The organism is Oceanobacter antarcticus (genome assembly GCF_044962685.1).
Lineage (GTDB): Bacteria > Pseudomonadota > Gammaproteobacteria > Pseudomonadales > Oceanobacteraceae > Oceanobacter > Oceanobacter antarcticus.
Genome location: NZ_JBBKTX010000033.1, coordinates 1 through 19,329 on the forward strand (window position 1 = coordinate 1; position 19,329 = coordinate 19,329).

The 19,329-nt window shown below is 53.6% G+C and carries 17 protein-coding genes; 4 read left to right on the forward strand and 13 right to left on the reverse strand.

Features of this window, described 5'->3' with window-relative positions:
• Window positions 1–136: 136 nt before the first annotated feature.
• The 4 genes from msrQ to ilvY form a co-directional block, all read right to left on the reverse strand.
• Window positions 137–787, reverse strand: a complete 651-nt coding sequence (gene msrQ, locus WG929_RS19150; RefSeq protein WP_416207359.1) for a protein-methionine-sulfoxide reductase heme-binding subunit MsrQ — start codon at window positions 785–787, stop codon at window positions 137–139.
• A gap of 15 nt (window positions 788–802) precedes the next feature.
• Window positions 803–1,825, reverse strand: coding sequence for a protein-methionine-sulfoxide reductase catalytic subunit MsrP (gene msrP / locus WG929_RS19155; protein ID WP_416207360.1), 1,023 nt, complete (start codon window positions 1,823–1,825; stop codon window positions 803–805).
• A 60-nt stretch (window positions 1,826–1,885) separates the two neighbouring features.
• A complete protein-coding gene (gene pssA, locus WG929_RS19160) occupies window positions 1,886–2,686 on the reverse strand; it encodes a CDP-diacylglycerol--serine O-phosphatidyltransferase (protein WP_416207361.1) in 801 nt (266 codons plus the stop codon).
• Between the two features lie 116 nt (window positions 2,687–2,802).
• On the reverse strand, window positions 2,803–3,681 hold the full coding sequence (ilvY, locus tag WG929_RS19165) for an HTH-type transcriptional activator IlvY (protein WP_416207362.1): 879 nt from the start codon (window positions 3,679–3,681) through the stop codon (window positions 2,803–2,805).
• Between the two features lie 170 nt (window positions 3,682–3,851).
• On the opposite strand from ilvY, the gene ilvC reads away from it, so the two are divergent.
• The gene (gene ilvC / locus WG929_RS19170; protein ID WP_416207363.1) at window positions 3,852–5,342 is read left to right on the forward strand and encodes a ketol-acid reductoisomerase; all 1,491 of its coding nucleotides are present in this window, start codon (window positions 3,852–3,854) and stop codon (window positions 5,340–5,342) included.
• A 165-nt stretch (window positions 5,343–5,507) separates the two neighbouring features.
• Here the strand turns inward: ilvC and WG929_RS19175 are convergent, their stop codons facing one another.
• Together WG929_RS19175 and WG929_RS19180 are read right to left on the reverse strand one after the other, a co-directional pair.
• Window positions 5,508–6,353, reverse strand: a complete 846-nt coding sequence (locus tag WG929_RS19175; RefSeq protein ID WP_416207364.1) for a class III extradiol dioxygenase family protein — start codon at window positions 6,351–6,353, stop codon at window positions 5,508–5,510.
• On the reverse strand, window positions 6,346–6,747 hold the full coding sequence (locus WG929_RS19180) for a protocatechuate 3,4-dioxygenase (RefSeq protein ID WP_416207365.1): 402 nt from the start codon (window positions 6,745–6,747) through the stop codon (window positions 6,346–6,348). The genes WG929_RS19175 and WG929_RS19180 overlap by 8 nt, the downstream gene beginning before the upstream one ends.
• A gap of 115 nt (window positions 6,748–6,862) precedes the next feature.
• Between WG929_RS19180 and WG929_RS19185 the strand changes: the two genes are divergently transcribed.
• Window positions 6,863–7,864, forward strand: a complete 1,002-nt coding sequence (locus WG929_RS19185; RefSeq protein ID WP_416207366.1) for a helix-turn-helix domain-containing protein — start codon at window positions 6,863–6,865, stop codon at window positions 7,862–7,864.
• Here the strand turns inward: WG929_RS19185 and WG929_RS19190 are convergent, their stop codons facing one another.
• From WG929_RS19190 to WG929_RS19220, 7 genes are all read right to left on the reverse strand, one after another.
• Window positions 7,865–8,665, reverse strand: a complete 801-nt coding sequence (locus WG929_RS19190) for a carbon-nitrogen hydrolase family protein (RefSeq protein ID WP_416207367.1) — start codon at window positions 8,663–8,665, stop codon at window positions 7,865–7,867. It abuts the gene before it with no gap.
• A complete protein-coding gene (locus WG929_RS19195) occupies window positions 8,662–12,711 on the reverse strand; it encodes a YhdP family protein (RefSeq protein ID WP_416207368.1) in 4,050 nt (1,349 codons plus the stop codon). Before WG929_RS19195 ends, WG929_RS19190 begins: the two co-directional genes overlap by 4 nt.
• Window positions 12,712–12,732: 21 nt before the next feature.
• A complete protein-coding gene (gene rng / locus WG929_RS19200; RefSeq protein WP_416207369.1) occupies window positions 12,733–14,184 on the reverse strand; it encodes a ribonuclease G in 1,452 nt (483 codons plus the stop codon).
• 99 nt (window positions 14,185–14,283) lie between these two features.
• On the reverse strand, window positions 14,284–14,856 hold the full coding sequence (locus WG929_RS19205; protein WP_416207370.1) for a Maf family protein: 573 nt from the start codon (window positions 14,854–14,856) through the stop codon (window positions 14,284–14,286).
• Window positions 14,853–15,332 (reverse strand): rod shape-determining protein MreD, encoded by a 480-nt coding sequence (gene mreD / locus WG929_RS19210; protein WP_416207371.1) that lies wholly within the window; start codon window positions 15,330–15,332, stop codon window positions 14,853–14,855. The genes WG929_RS19205 and mreD overlap by 4 nt, the downstream gene beginning before the upstream one ends.
• Window positions 15,329–16,192 (reverse strand): rod shape-determining protein MreC, encoded by an 864-nt coding sequence (gene mreC / locus WG929_RS19215; protein ID WP_416207394.1) that lies wholly within the window; start codon window positions 16,190–16,192, stop codon window positions 15,329–15,331. Before mreC ends, mreD begins: the two co-directional genes overlap by 4 nt.
• 100 nt (window positions 16,193–16,292) lie before the next feature.
• On the reverse strand, window positions 16,293–17,330 hold the full coding sequence (locus WG929_RS19220) for a rod shape-determining protein (RefSeq protein WP_369855430.1): 1,038 nt from the start codon (window positions 17,328–17,330) through the stop codon (window positions 16,293–16,295).
• 128 nt (window positions 17,331–17,458) lie between these two features.
• Here WG929_RS19220 and gatC point away from each other — a divergent pair, with 128 nt between their 5' ends.
• Window positions 17,459–17,746 carry an Asp-tRNA(Asn)/Glu-tRNA(Gln) amidotransferase subunit GatC gene (gatC, locus tag WG929_RS19225; protein WP_416207372.1) on the forward strand — a complete coding sequence of 96 codons (288 nt, stop codon included), beginning with the start codon at window positions 17,459–17,461 and terminating at the stop codon, window positions 17,744–17,746.
• A gap of 117 nt (window positions 17,747–17,863) precedes the next feature.
• A complete protein-coding gene (gene gatA, locus WG929_RS19230; protein ID WP_416207373.1) occupies window positions 17,864–19,318 on the forward strand; it encodes an Asp-tRNA(Asn)/Glu-tRNA(Gln) amidotransferase subunit GatA in 1,455 nt (484 codons plus the stop codon).
• Window positions 19,319–19,329: the final 11 nt, after the last annotated feature.

Consider the following 19,329-nt stretch of genomic DNA (forward strand, 5'->3'; position numbering starts at 1 on the left):
CTTAAAGATCGAAACAGCGAGCATAAAATCATGAAGCTTGTTCCGTTCCCCGCCGCATCAGCAGTGGGGAGGCGCGCATTATAGGGACGTCAACTTTGCCGTCAACTGTTTTTTTCACTTTGATGACAGTTAGCAGTCATTTTAAAGAAATGTGCAGTTTTTGTGCAGCGCTGAGTCGGACAGACGGCTTACGCCACCATTTCCTCCACAGCCGTTCAGCCAGCAAGAGCATAGCTACCACAGTATAGAGGACAGGTTCAAACCAGTTAGATCGGATTTGCAGCAAGTAATGGATCGCAGCCAGTACGGCAATCAGGTAAACCAGAGCATGCAACTGTTTCCAGCGTTGTTTAAGTCGTCGCTGCCAGTAGCTGTGAGACGTCACTGCCAACGGTAATAAAAGTAACCAGGCAAACATACCCAGTGTCAGGTAGGGCCGCTCCACCAGTTCTGATGCAATTTCCTGCCACTGCCATTCCAGCAGAAAAGCAGCATAAGCCAACAGGTGACACGTTGCGTACGAGAATGCCAGTAGCCCAACCATTCGACGGTGAGTCGCTGGCCATTTGATCCCCAGCCGCCGTAATGGCGAAATAGCAAGACCTGCAAGCAGCAGGTTAAATGCCCAACTGCCGGTAAAAAAGACAATCGCCCTACCCGGCTCCGGCCCCAGTACATCCCATTCCCCCGACTGTAGCCGGATAATCTGCCACCCCAGATAGATCAAAGGTAACAAACCTGCGGTTAGCACCAGCCAGCCACGCCAGGCTTTTGTTGATAACGCCATCACGCTATTTCCCCCTTAATAGAACCGGTGTAAATCCATATCCTTGTATAAACTGGATACTTCGTCAGCATAGCCGTTGAACATCCGGGTTTCGACACGATTGGCAGACAACAGGCCGGAGGGCAGCCGGCGTTCACGAGCCTGACTCCAGCGTGGATGATCGACATCGGGATTCACATTGGCATAAAAGCCGTATTCTTTGGGAGCCAGGACACTCCAGGTCGTAGTGGGCTGAGTCTCGCTAAAGCGTAGCGATACAATCGATTTAATACTTTTAAAGCCGTATTTCCATGGCACGACTAGACGTAATGGCGCACCGTTCTGATTTGGCAGAACTTCCCCATAAAGCCCCACGGCTAAAATAGTTAACGGATGCATGGCCTCATCCATACGCAGGGCTTCCTGATAGGGCCAGTCGATTGTCGAGAAGCGACTGCGCTGTTCGGGGAATTGCTTTGGATCTTCGAGGGTTTGAAACTGAACATACTTGGCATTGGACAAGGGCTTGCAGCGTTTAATCAGATCAGCCAATGGAAAGCCAATCCAGGGAATCACCATGGACCAGGCTTCAACACAGCGTAATCGATAAATACGTTCTTCGAGATCAATGCCTTTAAGCAAGTCTTCCAGCGACAAGCGGCCAGGGTTTTCACAAGCTCCGGCAATCTCTACCGACCAAGGGTCTGTTGTCAGCTTGTTGGCATATCGAGCAGGATCATCCTTGTCGTAACCAAATTCATAAAAATTATTGTAATTGGTGATTGCACTATAAGGTGCGGGGATGTCATCCGTACCGTAGGCGGTTTCCCTGGCACTGGCGATTTGCTGCTTAAGCCAATCAGGGCCAGCCAACGCTGGCTCTTTTCGAGTTGCTAATGCCAGTGCTGGCAAACTCATCGTCGCTGCCGTCACGACTGCAGAGACACCCAGCGCAGTACCAATCGACGCTCCCATAAATGAACGACGGTTAAGATAGGTGTCTTTAGGGGTGATTTCCGAAGGCTTTGGATCGCTACGTCGGGGGTTGAATATAAGCATTACTGCGACTCCCTGATAAACAGAATTGAATCATTGACACAGGGTAGTCGCAGAGTTCAGCTAATTCTTACGCTTTTTCAGTCGATCCCATATTTCAAATGCCGGGCCAGACAGCGCATAACCAACAAAAACCAGCAACAGCACCTTGGCCGGATCGATAGACACCACGACAAACACCAGTACCACCGCCAGCAATGCCACAAAAGGTACCTTACCTTTCAGATCCAGCCCCTTGAAGCTGTGATAACGGATATTACTGACCATCAGCAGACCCGATACAGGCACCAGCACGGCCATCAACCAGGCCACTGATTGACCATTGACTCCGGCATCAGAAAACATCCACACCGTTCCGGCAACAACAGCAGCGGCCGACGGGCTAGCCAGTCCGGTGAAAAAATTCTTGTCTGCCACTGCCAATTGCGTATTAAACCGAGCCAGACGCAAGGCCGCTCCGGCAACATAAACAAAGGCTGCCACCCAACCGATCTTGCCCAGATCCTGTAACGCCCAACTGAAGGCGACCAGTGCTGGTGTCATACCAAACGACACCATGTCGGACAGACTATCGTATTCAGCCCCAAAATCACTTTGGGTATTGGTCATTCGCGCGACACGACCGTCTAGTCCATCCAGAATCATGGCAATAAAAATGGCCACAGCAGCTTTTTCAAAATGCCCATTCATACTCGCGGTGATGGCATAAAATCCGGAAAACAGTGCTGCAGTCGTGAACAGGTTGGGCAACAAATAAATACCCCTGCTGCTGGCCCAGCCAGTATGGCGTTGGGGATCACCGTCTTTGCTGTTGCATTCGGTTACCGATTCTTCTTCATTTGGGTGTTGCTGAACTGGTTTCATTCAATGGCCTTATCATGCACTGGCAGCGCTGTTAAATACGTGCGCCGCCGAAAGGTATCTGCCGTCTTATGGGTATAAGGCCGCTCCGAGCACGGCCTGACGGTCGCTATTATGCGTTATCCGTCAAAGGCTGTCTTCCAGAGTGCCTGAATCAGCGGATCGTTCAAGCGATGCGCGTGTGAACACAGGCCAATCAAAAAGGACTCCAGTTCGGGCTGCACCGCCAAGACCCTCACCCGTGACGACATCGGACTATGACGCAGTACCAGCTCCGGCACCACCCCCACCCCGACACCCAGCGCCACCATACTGACAATCGCTTCACTACCGGAAACCTGCGCATATATATGTGGCTGTATCGATCTGGCCGCAAACCACTGATCAACGCGGGAACGTGCAAGCCCACTGGTCGACAACACCATAGGGAGCTTTTGCCAATCGGGTTCCGATTGTGTCAGTTCAGGAATGATGGCAACGTTTCTCGGCGCAATAAACAGCAATGGACTGGACGTCAGTGCCCGAAATGACAAACCGCCATCCAGAGTTTCCGGACGGGCGGCCACGACAATATCAGCATCCCCTGAACTCAGACGAGGAATCGATTCTGCGGCATCACCGGTGAGAATATTCAGGTCAATACAGGGATAACGCTCCCGAAATCGCGACAGCAAATCCGGCAAAACCGTAAAACTGGCCGTCACCGAACAAAACAGCGTCAATCGGCCGGACAAGTCACTCACCCCGGTATTGACCTCATGTCGCAATGTTTGCCAGGCGAACAGGGTTTGCTCGGCGTGCTGGCGAAAGCGTTCGCCAGCAGTGGTCAGAGACAGCGGCGCTCTGTCACGACTAATCAATGGCGTCCCCACTTCCTGCTCCATTCGTGCCAGCCTGCGACTGAGCGTCGATGGACTCATATGTAACTGCTCAGCAGCTCGCCCCAGGTGAAGCATTGATGCCAGACTGATAAAAGACTGCAAGTCTTTGTAATCCATAAAAAATCACCTGATCAAAAAAATCACTGGCCACTATCGAAACGATCACCACCCGCTCATTGCAAAAAACGCAACACTACAACGCAAATATAGCATTTTACGCAACACCAGCATTCCCCTACCATGCTGCCATCGACATTCTGTATCACCCCGCAATGAGGAAAACAAACATGGGCAATAACTACTTCAATACCCTGAACCTGCGTGAAAAGCTGGATCAACTGGGCCGTTGCCGCTTTATGGATCGTGAAGAATTCGAATCCGAAGCCGATTACCTGAAAGGCAAGAAAATTGTCATTATCGGTTGTGGTGCCCAGGGTCTGAACCAGGGTCTGAACATGCGCGACTCCGGCCTGGATGTTTCCTACACTCTGCGGGCAGAAGCCATTGCGGAAAAACGCCAATCCTGGAAAAACGCCACCGACAACGGTTTCACGGTTGGCACTTATGAAGAACTGGTTCCCTCTGCGGATCTGGTTATGAACCTGACGCCAGACAAACAGCATACCGCCGTTGTCTCTACAGTTATGCCACTGATGAAACAAGGTGCCACCCTGGGCTACTCCCACGGTTTCAACATTGTTGAAGAAGGCATGCAGATCCGTGAAGACCTGACCGTTGTAATGGTTGCACCCAAGTGCCCAGGATCGGAAGTACGTGAAGAATACAAGCGTGGTTTTGGTGTTCCGACACTGCTCGCGGTTCATCCTGAAAATGATCCGAATGGCGACGGCCTGGAAATCGCCAAGGCCTGGGCAGCGGGTACTGGCGGCCACCGCGCTGGCTGTCTGGAATCGTCTTTCGTTGCTGAAGTAAAATCCGACCTGATGGGCGAACAAACCATCCTCTGCGGCATGCTGCAAACCGGTGCGATTCTGGGCTTCGAGAAAATGGTTGAAGATGGCATCGACGAAGGCTATGCCGCCAAGTTGATCCAGTACGGTTGGGAAACCACCACCGAAGCACTGAAGTACGGTGGTATCACCAACATGATGGATCGTCTGTCCAACCCAGCCAAAATCGAAGCCTTCGACATGGCGGAAGACCTGAAAGAACTGATGCGTCCATTGTTCCGCAAGCACCAGGACGACATCATCTCTGGCGAGTTCTCCCGCACCATGATGGAAGACTGGGCCAACAATGACAAAAACCTGCTGACCTGGCGTGAAGAAACCGCAGAAACCGGCTTTGAAAAAGCTCCGGCTTCGGATGTTGAAATCAACGAACAGGAATACTTTGATCACGGCATCATGCTGGTTGCCATGATCAAGGCCGGTGTTGAACTGGCGTTCGAAACCATGGTTGAATCCGGCATCGTTGAAGAGTCTGCTTACTACGAGTCTTTGCACGAAACGCCACTGATCGCCAACACCATCGCCCGTCGCAAACTGTACGAAATGAACGTGGTGATTTCTGACACCGCCGAATACGGTAACTACCTGTTCTCTCACGCCGCCGTGCCTCTGCTGCGCGAGAAGTTCATGCCGCATATCAGCACCGACGTGATTGGTAAAGGTCTGAACCTGAAAACCAACTCGGTTGATAACGCACGCCTGATTGAAGTGAACGAACTGATCCGCAACCACCCGGTTGAATGGGTTGGCCAAGAACTGCGTGGTTACATGACCGATATGCAACGTATCGTCGAAGCATCCCGTTAAGCACCTGCGGCGGTGCTAAGCACCGCCGCAGCTCTATAACTCGGATGTGATTCAAAAAATTGGCTTAGATGTCTTTTCACAGCCCATGTTTCCGGGCTGTTGCCAGCAGTTTTTTTGCAATGACAACAAGCCCTGCCAGGCCCCCACAGCCGTTAGTATTCGTTATTACTCTTCGCTATTAGTCAGCAACAGTACCCCGGCTCCGGTGTTGGAAATCGGCGCATGATAGTGCTTGTGCAGTACATTGACCTTGTCGCTCAAAGCGCCCCGCATCACCATCCACATAATCACTTCGATGCCTTCAGTACCGGCTTTTTCCATGATGTCGGTGTTGCTCTGGCTACACATCCATTCAGGGTTATTCACAATGGCATCCATGCACTGGATGTCGTATTCAACATCGATCAGCCCGGAACGCTCCCCTTGTAACTGGTGCGACAACCCGCCAGTACCGATAATCACGACTTTCATATCTTCGGGATAGGATTCCACCGCCGTACGTAGCGCCTTGCCAACCTCGTAACAGCGCTTGGCACTGGTCAGTGGATGCTGAACCGTGTTAACAGCAAAAGGCAACGTCTTGACTGGCCACTCGGGTAAATCTCTCCACATCAGTGCCATCGGCACGGTAAAACCATGGTCGACCAGCATTTCCTGACAGGTACACATATCCACGCCCTGGTTGATCAGGCTCTCGGCCACATGCCAGGAAAAAGGTGCATCGCCTTTGAACGGCGGCATTTCAGGAATACCCCAGCCTTCGTCAGCATTACGATATTCGTCGGCACAGCCCATGGCAAAGGTCGGCACCTGATTGAGGAAAAAATTCAGACCATGATCGTTATACACAATAATGGCCAGATCGGGCTTCACTTCCGCCAGCCACTGCTTGACCGGTTCATAACCGGCAAAAAAGCGCTGCCAGTAGGGATCGTTTTCCTGTTTGTTGGCCATGGCATTGCCAATCGCCGGAATATGAGACGTGGTGATACCACCGATGATCTTAGCCATGCCAGAACCCTCCTTCTTGATTCAGTTTTTCTTCAAATCCTGCGGCGTTATTCAGCAGCATTTGCTTGAATTCGTCGGTCGAGATACCGTGAAAAGCGGCTCCGGCGTCCTGCACCGTCAAACCGTGAAATACCGCGATCTTGGCCAGGTAATAGACGTTGCCACCCAGCCGCATCAGAGTGAGAAAATCACCCGCCAGTACCGCTTCACGCTGCTCGTCAGAGAGCTGGTATTTGCGGCAATAGGCGTCCATATCGGCAGAAAACTCATCCCGATTGGCTTTCTGGTTAAAAGAAAACGCCATCCGGTTCAGGTTGTAGCCAGAATGAGAGCGTTTGCCGTCGAACACATAAGTGCCCGGAATAGCGTCGTATTCGTGTTGTTGCCAGTTCATGACTGCAACCTCCAATCCGTTACCAGGAATTATTATTGATGATGATCCGGTGAATCAGCTGGTTGCAGTTTTAATCAATGCCTAGCAATAAAACATGGAAATAAGCCACTCATACTTGTACATTTCGAAGATCAAGGCATTGCCTGATATTTTCCTGATGCAGATCAATCAGCCGTCAGCAGCCAATGTATCCAAGCGGGACAGAGCAACCACAAAAGTAACGATAAAAGTAACCACAACGGCTATGCAACCGACAAACAACCACCACCAGATTCCGACAGTCCACCAGTATGGCGATAACAGCAGCGGCTTTACGCCGGATTTGTTGCATTGCGAAACACTCAGTCTGCGCAGTCGTCAGCATCAATTCACCATTCGGCCACATCGACATCAGGGGTTGACGCAACTGTTTTGCCTGACGCGTGGCTCAGGGGAAGCCAATATCGACGGTGGGTCGTTTACCGCAGAAGCTCCGACGGTGATCGCCATTGCAGCATTGTGTATTCACGATTTTTTGTGGTCAGAAGACGTCGAGGGATTTGTGTTGTCGCTGAGCCACTCGCTGATGGCGCAGCTGGACGGGTCAGCCACCTGGCGTATTACTCAGCGAGTGGATGATGCCAGCGCCTGCGAAAAAATCGCCAGCTATATGCATGGCCTACTGGAGGAATACCACGCCACTGCTGATGAACAACGTGGCGATGCCTTAAAAAGCTGGCTCCAACTGATTACCACCGTACTGGCACGCCAGCATTATCAACAAGCGGTAAAGCAGACACCGGGATGGTGCAGAGAAAACCGCTATCTGACCGACTTTACCTGTCTCATCAATCGGGACTATGCCCGCCAGAGAACGACCGCCAGTTACGCCGCAGAGCTCGGCATCAGCGCTCCACACCTGAACAGTTTGTGCAAACAGCAACTGCACCGGACAGCGCTGAGTCTGATTCACGAACGTCTGACGCTGGAAGCTTGCCGCAGCCTCAGCTATACCATTCAACCTGTCAGTGCGATTGCTTACCAGCTGGGCTTTCAGGACCCGGCCTATTTCACCCGTTTTTTTCGCCGCCAGACCGGGTTATCTCCCAGTCAGTATCGGCAACAATCAGAAGCCTGATCAGAAGCGCCGATGCTCAACCACCGGCATATTCTGCCGCAAGCGCTGCAATTCGGCCAGATCAATATTGCTGCAAACCACGCCGGGTTCATGCTCCAGTTGCGCGAGCGTTGTTCCCCAAGGGTCAATAATCTGGCTGTGTCCCCAGGTCTGACGCCTGCTGTCATGCCAACCACACTGGTCTGCAGCCAGCAGATAACATTGCTGCTCAATGGCACGGGCGCGCAATAATATTTCCCAATGCGCCGCTCCGGTTTTCCAGGTAAAAGCTGCTGGCACAGCCAATAATTCTGCCCCCTGCTCTCGCAGCAGCCGGTATAGCTCGGCAAACCGCAGGTCATAGCAGATACTCAGCCCAAGGCGGCCTGCGGGCGTATCGACCACCACCACCGCATCGCCAGGGCAAAAACGCTCCGACTCACGATATTGTCCCTGGGAATCCCCTACTGCGACATCAAACAGGTGTACTTTGTCGTAACGCGCCACCAGTTCACCCTGATCATCAAACACCAAACAGGCCGAACGCACTCTGGGTTCAGCCGGATCGGGGGCTGGCTGTGGCACCGCTCCGGCCACCAGCCAAAGTCCGAGATCACGGGCCACGTCACCGAGACGATCTACCCAGCTCATATCCCGAGCCAAATCCTGATAACGCTTACCGTCCATGCTGAGAAACATCTCTGGCAGTAGCGCCAATACCGCTCCCTGATCCCGAGCGTGCCGCAATAACGCCACGGCCTGAAGAAAATTGTCTTCCGGTTCTGCCAGACTGTTCATCTGAATTGCTGCGACCTTGGTCATCGGGATTCCTCCAGTCCAAAAATACTCAGAAAACGCTGTTTGAAACTGCGGCTTTTCTTGCCATCGACTTCATTATCAAAAGCCTGGCGAATTTGCATTTTAGGTGCGCTCCAGCGCCCGGTAACGTCATAGCTGGCGCTGGTAAACTTTTCCAGTTCATCACCAATCAGCTTTTCCGTAACATAAATCGCCCCGGCAACTGGCGCGGCAAAACCCGCCAAGATGGCCACCAGTGGCAAAGAGCCGGTTACCGGAAAAGTCACTGCCAGTTTCATATCCAGCGTCTCGGCGACCAGATCAGTACTGCCAGACATCAGAAATTTGGCCCCAGGGCCATCCACCACCAGTGGCTCGGAAAAGGTCAATTTACCTTGCAGAATACTGGCTTTGGCTTTCATCACATCAAACGCCAGTCCAGACTGATACAGATCGGTAAAATCCAACTGCAAGCGACGGGTAATGGAATTGAAGTTCAGGATACCAAACGCCTTGAGTGCCCCGGTGCCTTCAGTTTTCCAAACGCCATCATTAATCCGCAAGGTCGCCAGACCATTCAAGCTCATGGGATTAAATGCCAATGGGGAACCCTGCCAACTCAAACTCATCGACGATGACAGTTCTTTGCCTTCAATAATGGGTTCCTGACGGAAGGCCTTCTGAACCTTGCCGAGATCCTTGCCGCGCACTTGCAGCCTATCGATATAGGTGTGATGACCATCATTTTCCAACAACCAGCGAATATCACCGCTGAAATGCAACCCCTTCATATCACTATCGTTTATTGTCAGTGCCAGACCATTTTCCACGGCTCTGCTACTCAATGACCAACGGCCAAAATTACGACTGCCGACAATAAATTCAGCAATATTAATATCCATTGATAATAGCTCGGCGGGCACCAGATCCTTCAATGCATCGTTGGCAAGCACTGTCTCCAACTGCTTGTTGGCTGGTGTTTCGCCCAATAATAATCCTCGGGCATCGGGCTCTTCAGCGACCTCATCGGTTTGCGGCAAATGCAGATAATCCAGCACAATAGCCACTGGCTCTGAACCGGCTCCCAACACCACATCACCGCTGATCAGATCGCTATCAATATGTGTTTGCCATTCACCCCAGTTCTGACGTGCCACCACATGGGTCTGCCCGGTTGCCAGTGTCCAGGCATCGAGCCGGGTAAAAGTCAGATCCACCAGCCGTAACGGATTATCGTTTGCTCCGCTGCTCGCGGTACGAGCTGACTTAGTACTGGTGCTACCGGCTTTGGTGTTCGCGCTTGTTTCAGCTGCAGCCAACGGCTGCAGTCGCAACCACATGGCCCACCATTCTTCGGCCTTGACTGGCGTATCAAGTTGGCCACGAATCTCGACCCCGGCGTCGCTGGGTAAAAATGGTTCGCTGTTACCCAGGTACACCTGACCACGGTTGAGCCCCTGATTATCCAGTGCAAACACACCACGAATACGGTCGTCATAGTTCATAGTGATGCGGGTTTCGCGGCCAGGCCGAACGGTGATATGCAAGGGATGTGTCGCGTCGTCTGCCGCTTTTCCCAGTGGGGCCGGATAATCAATCCGGGTGCCATCCAGTGTCGTATCCAGGGTAAAGCGTACATCGCTGGAGACGGTATTTAGATCCAGTGTCGCCTGGTAGCCCAATTCACCGGATATCGGATCGAGCAAAAACATCGGCATCCATTGCTTGAATGCAGCCAGTGTCGCCCGACCATCTGCACGGAGACGGGTGGTGAAACCGTTGGCCATCGTGGTGGATGTCATCACCGCAGTCACCTTGCCGCCCATTACCTCACCCTGCAGATCCGTCGATGATAAACCGGCGACCGAATCGTAGATCAGCGAGCCAGTCAACGACGAGATATCCAGATTCAGGTCATCCAGACGCAGCCGGTTATTGTCCAGCTGCGCGGCAATACGCACCAGCGGATTATCATCAGAGCTGCCCAATGCCATTTCCAGACTCATCTTGGCGTTCAGGCTGCCCTGTCCTTGCCAGTGGTCAAAAGCATGACCGACCATATCTTGCAACGGCGTTTCAGTAAAATAGCGCAGCGCTTCGCCACTTTCTCCAGTCAGCTGACCATCGATAAACAAGCGGGTTGGCTTATCCGGCGTGTTACGTAAACGGATGTGGCCGCCTTGCGGAGCGATATGTCCACCCAGCGTATCAGCGCCATCGACCCAGGCATCCACCGACGGTGTATCCAGTAAAATCCGGCCCGTCACGTTACGCATCAACGGCCAGCCTTTGAGGTATTCCAGTTCGCCTTGTTTGATATCCATGTACAGCTGAGTGGTCAGGCTGTTGTTTGGGCGACCTTCTTCCAGCACACCATTCAGTAAAAAGGCGCCATTGGAGAAAGAACCCGCCAACAAGGCGGTATCCAGCCACTGTCGGACTTCGGGCTCCAGCAAATCAGGCAGCAAACGACTACGATCCGCCATACTGGCAGCGGGTAATCCCAGCAACAAGCTGAAACTGCTGTCCCGCCCCGAAGCGCGGGATGGCAAGGTCATGGACAGTTCACTGCGCAACTGCAAGTGTTGCCAGCGTCCCCGCATGTCAGTGAGCCAGATACGGGATTCATCCGGCTGGATACGCCAATGCAACGCACCAGAAACCGCATCCATCTGCCACGGTTGCTGATAAACGCCTTGTAAATCGACCGTTACTGCCTGGTCCTTGAAGTTGATACGCCCAATCCGAGGCTGCAAATGCAACTGGCCATTCAGGCCCTGTACTCCGGGAATGCCCTTATAGGTAGTGCCGTGCACACCACGTAAATCCGCCCGTACATCTACCGTGTCGGTTGCCCCTGGCAAAAAGGAGATACGAACATCCTGCGCCTGACCGCCAGGCTGGATATGACTCAGATAGCGATCAAAAGGATCCGGCAGCAGGCCATGCCCTAACAGATAGTCAAGCGCCTGATTGATCTCCAGCTGTGCTAACCCCAGTTGCCAGCCACGCTGATCCGGCAGGCTGATGGCACTGATGGTAAAGTCATGAAAAGGGATCGTGTCACCCAGCGCAGGCATGATGCGCATATGCCAGTCATCGCCATTATGTTCGCCACCCAGCTGGATGCGGCCTTCGGTCAGACTCAGCGGCTGCTCGCGCGTGGTCAGATCCAGCTGTTCAAGATTAAGATCGGCGTAGACCTGATACAGGTCGCCCTTACGGATTTTCAACCAGATTTCGGCACCCGCATCGAGATTGTCAAATGTCAGCCCCAGTGGCAGATCATCTGGAATCCAGCGTGTCCAGCTTTGTGGCTCAACGTAGGCGAACACTTCCCCGCTCTGCTCGCTCCAGGGCCAGATCTGGCCATCCAATACGGCATTCAGCGAGATATCAGCCAGCTGCTCTCGTCCCCAAGCCAGATTGCCACGTATGGATTGGCTGCCCCCCTGATGACGCCACAACAGCTGTTTGATCAGTAAACGATCGGTTTTGCCATTGTCGTTGAGCACCTGAATATGAGAGTCGGTGATTTCCATCCGCTGCTGTAATTCCAGCAACCTCGCCCACAGCGGCCGTTGTTCCGGCTGGCGAGGGCCAAGCGTCTGGGGCTGGCTTGAGTCTGGGGACTCTGCAACGTCGCCGGAGTCGCCTTCTTGCCATGGCAGCATCCAGTTCTGGCCAATAAACCACTGCTGTTGATGGCGCCGTAACGATAGTTCCAGCCCTTCGACTTCGATACGCTTGAACACCGGGAGCTGATAAAACGCGCTGGCGCTGACGTCCAGCTCTAGCTCGACGCGCTGCAAGTACACTTGATCTGGTGCCACGCCCACGGTGATGTCACGCAGCCGCAAAATCGGCGATAAATAACGCCAGTCGCCTTCCATCTGGCCAATGGTGACAGGCTGGCCGAGCTGTCGGGCAAGCTGCTGCTCCAGATCCGGCTGCCAGGTCTCCACCAGCGGGATTAACTGGCGCCCGGCGCTGGTATAGAGCGCCGTCATCACCAGTCCAACAACCAGTGTTATCCAGAGCTGCGTCCAGCAGGCACCGAGAAACCTCATGCCGATTCCTATTGAAAATAGTTATTGCAAAATGATGTCGTAGTAATCCTGTGCGTACAGGGATTCGACCTGCAGTTTAATGGTTTTACCAATAAATGCCTCCAAATCTGCCAGCCCATCACTGTCTTCGTCTTGCAACCGGTCAAGTACTGACTGGCTGGCCAGCACCAGGTAGGTTCCGGCACCATAGGCACGGTCTTCCCGCAAGATTTCCCGAAAAATTTCGTAGCACACCGTCTCGGGCGTTTTTACCGAACCTCGGCCATCACAGGCCTTGCACGGTTCCATCAGCATCTGTTCGAGACTTTCACGGATACGCTTGCGGGTCATCTCCACCAGGCCCAGCTCCGACACGCCACTGATCTTGGTTTTGGCATGGTCTTTTTCCAGTGCCTTTTCCAGCATCCGCAACACCTGACGCTGATGTTCCGGGTCGGTCATATCAATAAAATCGAGAATAATAATGCCTCCCAGATTGCGCAGCCGCAGCTGTCGTCCAATGGCATTGGCAGCTTCCAGATTGGTTTTATAGATGGTTTCTTCAAGGTTACGTCTGCCGACAAAACCACCAGTGTTGACATCAATGGTGGTCATGGCTTCAGTTTGGTCGATGACCAGGTAGCCACCACTTTTGAGTGGCACCTTGCGTTCCAGTGCACGCTGGATTTCATCTTCAACACTGTACAATTCAAACACCGGTCTAGGCCCGGCGTAGTAGTTCAGGTGATCTTCAATTTCCGGCACATATTGCTGGGAGAACTGCAGGATTTTTTCAAAGGTCTCGCGAGAATCCACCAGAATCTTGTCCACTTCCGGGCGCGCGTAGTCTCGCAAGGTGCGCAGATACAAGGGCAGCTCATCGTAGACCACCGCCGGAGACGAGTACTCGCTGATGCGTTCTTCCAGCTTGCGCCACAAGCGGCGCAAATAACGGGTGTCGGCCAGTATTTCTTCTTCGCCCACCCCTTCCGCCGCCGTACGCAAGATAAACCCGGCCTCTCCGGTCAGGCCTTCTGCTTCCATGCAATCCTGCACCATCTGTTTGAGACGATCGCGTTCGCCACCGTCATCAATGCGCTGGGAAACACCCACATGATCCGCGCCGGGCATATACACCAGATAACGGGATGGGATAGTCAGTTGAGTGGTCAGCCGCGCACCCTTGGTGCCGATAGGGTCTTTGGTCACCTGAACCACCAGTGACTGACCTTCGTGTAATAACTGGTTGATCGGCGTCTGGCTATCCGGATGACCCAGCTCCGCAGCATGAATAAACGCCGCCCGCTCGAGGCCAATATTCACAAACGCAGCCTGCATACCAGGCAACACCCGAACCACCTTCCCCTTGTAGATATTGCCGACCAGGCCGCGGTGATTGGTGCGCTCAATGACAATCTCCTGCAACACACCGTTTTCCACCACCGCAACCCGTGTCTCGGTGGGTGTAATATTCATCAAGATTTCTGCGTTCATTACCGGATCCTTTTATTGTATTGGCGGGTCACTAATGGCGCAGCAAACCAAGGTCAGCCGGACTCCAGGGCCGTCAGGCTGCCATTCTCGGCACGCTCGTCAAGACTGCCAGTATGATATGCCATGTTGTTCAAGCAAGAGGGCTGTTTCTGCCAGCGGCAGGCCCACCACATTGCTGTAACTGCCATGGATGGAAGCCACCAGAACCGCTCCTTTGCCCTGAATGCCATAGCCACCGGCCTTGTCATCACCTTCCCCGCAGGCAAGATACCGACTGATCAGCCCGTCATCCAATTGGCGAAACGTCACATGGGTCATCACCACCTGAATATCGCAGCGCGATCCGCTCACCACCGCAATCGCCGACAACACCTGCTGGGTGTTGCCCGACAGCTGCTGCAGCATGACGCGATGATGCTCAGGATTTTCTGGTTTGCCCAGAATACACCCGTCCAGAATCACACTGGTATCGGCAGCCAGCACTGTCGTCACCGCATCCAACTGCGCGGCGACGACACGGGCTTTGGTCTCCGCCATTCGCACGACGTACTCACTGGGATTTTCATTGGCAACAGGGGTTTCATCAATATCCGCTGGCGCGACCTGATGTGGCACACCGATCTGTCGCAGCAATTCCTGACGGCGTGGAGAAGCCGAAGCCAGTACTATCATATCGACATCCGCCGCAGGGTCAGTCGTGTCAGGGCAAATAACCAGGGCCAGACAAACATCGAACTGAAGGCTGGCCCCCACATATTCACCGGGTGCGGGAAGTCGAGCATCACTTGCGCCAGCCAGAAACTGAGCAGCTGATGCAACAACGCCAGCACCAACACCACCGCCATTTGTTGGAACAGGTTAAAAACTTCGATGCGCCGGAAAAAAAACTGCACTAGAAATATATGAATCGACAAGGTGAAGACGTGGGTTCCCAACAAGGCTCCCTGCTCGGCATCCATCATTAGTCCGGCAGGAATTGCCAGCCACAAACCAAACGTTTGCGGGGACTGAAACACCAGCAAGGTAATAATCACCAGTATCCACAACGGTTGGAACCAGCTCAGCAAATCCGGCAGCGGCAGGTGCTCCAGCACAAACCCCAGAAACAGCGAAAGCATACCGATAACAAACGACTGAATAGACGTCACCGGTCATCCCTCCACAATTCGTCCGAAGGCACCTTGCCCGCTCCCTGGCTGAACACCAGGAGCAATAATCGGCTACGATCCATCCGGGCACTCGGAGTAGCAGTCACACTGGCAAACAATTGCCCAGCCTGATGCTCCACTTGCTCTACCGTCGCAACCGGATAACCTCGGGGGTAACGACCACCAAGACCGGAGCTGACCAGTAAATCTCCCACTTTGATATCTGCGGTATTAGGCACATAAATTAGCTCAAGCCGATCCAGCGCACCGGTACCCGTCGCTATTGCACGGACACCGTTACGGTTGATTTGCACCGGAATGGCATGGTTGGAATCGGCAATCATCATCACGCGGGAGGTATGAGGAAGCACATCCACTACCTGCCCCAACAGACCATAGGCATCCAGTACCGGCTGGCCAATAAAGACGCCGTCATCGCCGCCCTTGTTAATCAGGATTTGCTGAGTATAGGGATCAGGATCCACGGCAATCACCGTGGTCACCAGCACCTTGTCGTCGACCTGTTCAGAGGCACTGAGCAACTCCCGCAGCTCAATGTTCTCCGCTTCCAGCGAGGCAAGCCGTTGGGCTTTTAATTCAAGCACCAGATTACGTGCAGAAAGCTGCTTGTTCTGATCCAGCAGATCCCGCCGCGAAGTGGTGGACTCGTCCATCCAGTTGGCCAGCGAGGACGGCAGGATAGCGAGCTGTTGGGCAGGATACAGGGCGTATCCGGCGACATAACGCAAAGACTGGAATACGGCATAGCGTTGATCCGCCCACATCAGGGCAAGCGCTAACAAGCAGACCAACAAGGTGCGTTGGCCCTGATACGGGGGTATCTGAAATTGCGGTCTGATAACCCGACTCCCGAACGACTAGGCAATCTGCAAAAGTAATACAAAGGGCGAGAACACCCCACCCGCCTGAGCAGGTGACGGAGTCATCCTGTTACCCGAATTATTCCTGAGACAGGATATCCAGCGCTTGTTCCGACGCGGTTTCAAGGAAACGACCGCCCCCACGCGCCACACACGTCAGCGGATCATCCGCGACCAGCACCGGCAAGCCGGTTTCCTCGCTCAGCAACTTGTCGAGATCGCGCAGCAAGGCACCACCACCGGTCAACACCATACCGCGTTCCGCCACATCGGAAGCCAGTTCTGGCGGCGCTTGCTCCAGAGCACTCTTGACCGCCTGCACAATAGCCGCCAGCGACTCTTGTAATGCTTCCAGAATCTCGTTGGAATTCAGCGTAAAACTGCGCGGAATGCCTTCCGCTAGATTACGACCACGCACATCAATCTCACGAATTTCAGCGCCGGGATAAGCGGTACCGATTTCCTGCTTGATGCGTTCAGCCGTGGCTTCACCAATCAGGCTGCCGTAATGTCGACGTACATAGGCGACGATGGATTCATCAAAACGGTCACCACCAATCTTCACAGACTCGGCGTATACCACACCGCTCAACGAGATAATGGCAATTTCTGTGGTACCACCACCAACATCCACCACCATCGAGCCACGGGCTTCATCAACCGGCAAACCAGCCCCGATGGCCGCTGCCATCGGTTCATGAATAAGATAAACCTTGCTGGCCCCGGCATTCAGTACCGATTCACGAATCGCCCGCCGCTCAACCTTGGTTGCCTGATACGGCACACACACCACAACCCGCGGGCTAGGCGGCATAAAGCTGGACTCATGCACTCGCTTGATAAAATACTGCAGCATTTTTTCGGTGACTTCAAAGTCGGCAATCACACCGTCCTTCATTGGCCGAATGGCCTGTATATTGGCCGGAGTACGGCCCAGCATTCGCTTGGCTTCCATCCCGACCGCAGCAACACTTTTCTGGTGTCCCTGGAGACGAATGGCAACGACCGATGGTTCGTTAAGAACAATACCCTTGTCGCGCATGTAAATCAGGGTATTTGCTGTTCCCAGGTCGATCGACAGATCGCTGGAGAACATGCCTCTAAGAGCTTTGAACATCCCGCCGTTTCCTGTTTGCATCTGGCATAAAAAAGTGCGCTAACTCTAGCAATGGCAGGGATTTAGAGCAAGGCGCATTTGTGCTAGTCTCGAGCGTTTTAAATAGACAGAGATACTGGAGAAGCTGTATGGCTCTGGAACAAGATCAAGTGCGCAATATTGCCGAATTGTGCCGTTTGCAAATTGATGACGCCCAAATCGCCGAATACCAGAACAACCTCAGCAACATACTGGGCCTGGTTGACCAGCTAGCCGCTGTCGATACCAGCGATGTTGCGCCCATGGCGCATCCTCTCGATGCAGTGCAGCGCCTGCGTACCGACCAGGTAACCGAAGAAAACCAGCGCGAGCATTTCCAGCAGATTGCTCCAGCCACAGAACGTGGCCATTACCTCGTACCCCGTGTGGTCGAATAAGCGCAGCATATAATCCCGTCCGGCCTTTTTGAATAGCCGGATCGTTTTCAGGCACGTTCCACATCTGGATCAGCGTCACAGGACGGTTCACAGGACGATTTACAGGACAAAGACCCCATGCACAACAAAACCATCGCCCAGATTTCCCGCGACCTGGCCGCAGGCGAATATTCCAGCGTCGAAGTCACCCAGGCTTATCTGGATCGCATTCACCAGCTGGACAGCCGTTATAACAGCTTTATTACCGTGACTGCCGAGCAAGCACTGGCCCAGGCCGCTGCGGCCGACGCCGCCCGTGCAGCTGGCAACGCCACCCCGTGGAGCGGTGTTCCCATGGCGCACAAAGATATTTTTTGTACCGATGGCGTGCTGACCACCTGCGGCTCCAAAATGCTCGGTAACTTTGTTGCTCCCTACAATGCCACGGTGGTATCCAACTTCAACAGCGCGGGCGCAGTGAGCCTGGGTAAGCTCAACATGGATGAATTTGCCATGGGCTCATCCAACGAAAGCTCGTTCTTCGGGGCCGTCAAAAACCCCTGGCATCCAGAACACGTACCCGGTGGATCTTCCGGTGGTTCCGCAGCTGCAGTCGCTGCCCGCCTGATACCCGGCGCCACCGCCACCGATACCGGCGGCTCGATTCGCCAGCCAGCGGCTTTTTGTGGCGTCACTGGCATCAAGCCAACCTACGGCCGGGTTTCCCGCTGGGGCATGATTGCCTTCGCCTCCAGCCTCGATCAGGGTGGTACGATTACCCGAACAGCCGAAGACTCCGCCATGATGCTCAACGTGATGGCCGGATTCGACCCCAAAGATTCCACCTCCATGCAGCGAGATGTCCCCGACTACACCGCCAACCTGAACGACAGCATTGCCGGTCTGACCATTGGCTTGCCGAAAGAATATTTCCGCGACGACCTCAGCAGCGCCATGCAACAGCAAGTACGTAACGCCATTGCCGAATACGAAAAACTGGGCGCTACCGTCAAGGAAATCAGCCTGCCGAACACCCATTTGGCGATTCCGGTGTACTACGTGATTGCACCGTCTGAATGTTCCGCCAACCTGTCTCGTATGGACGGTGTGCGCTTTGGTCATCGCTGCGAAGATCCGCAAGACGTCAACGACCTGTTCAAACGTTCACGCGGCGAAGGTTTTGGTGAAGAAGTCAAACGCCGCATCATGGTTGGCACCTATGCCCTGTCTGCCGGTTTCTACGACGCCTACTACAAAAAAGCCCAGCAGGTACGCCGCCTGATCAAAAATGACTTTGTCGAAGCCTTCAAACAGGTCGACGTCATCATGAGCCCGACCACCCCCAGCCCGGCGTTTCGAGCCGGTGAAAAAACCAGTGACCCCGTCGCCATGTACCTCGAAGATATTTTTACCATCGCCATCAACCTGGCAGGCCTGCCAGCCATGTCAATTCCTTGTGGCCAGATCGACAACCTGCCGGTCGGCCTACAACTGATTGGCAACTACTTTGACGAAAGCCGCCTGCTCAACCTCGGCCATCAATTCCAACAAGTCACCGACTGGCATCAGCAAGCGCCAGCCGGTCTGGTATAAGGAGCCACAGC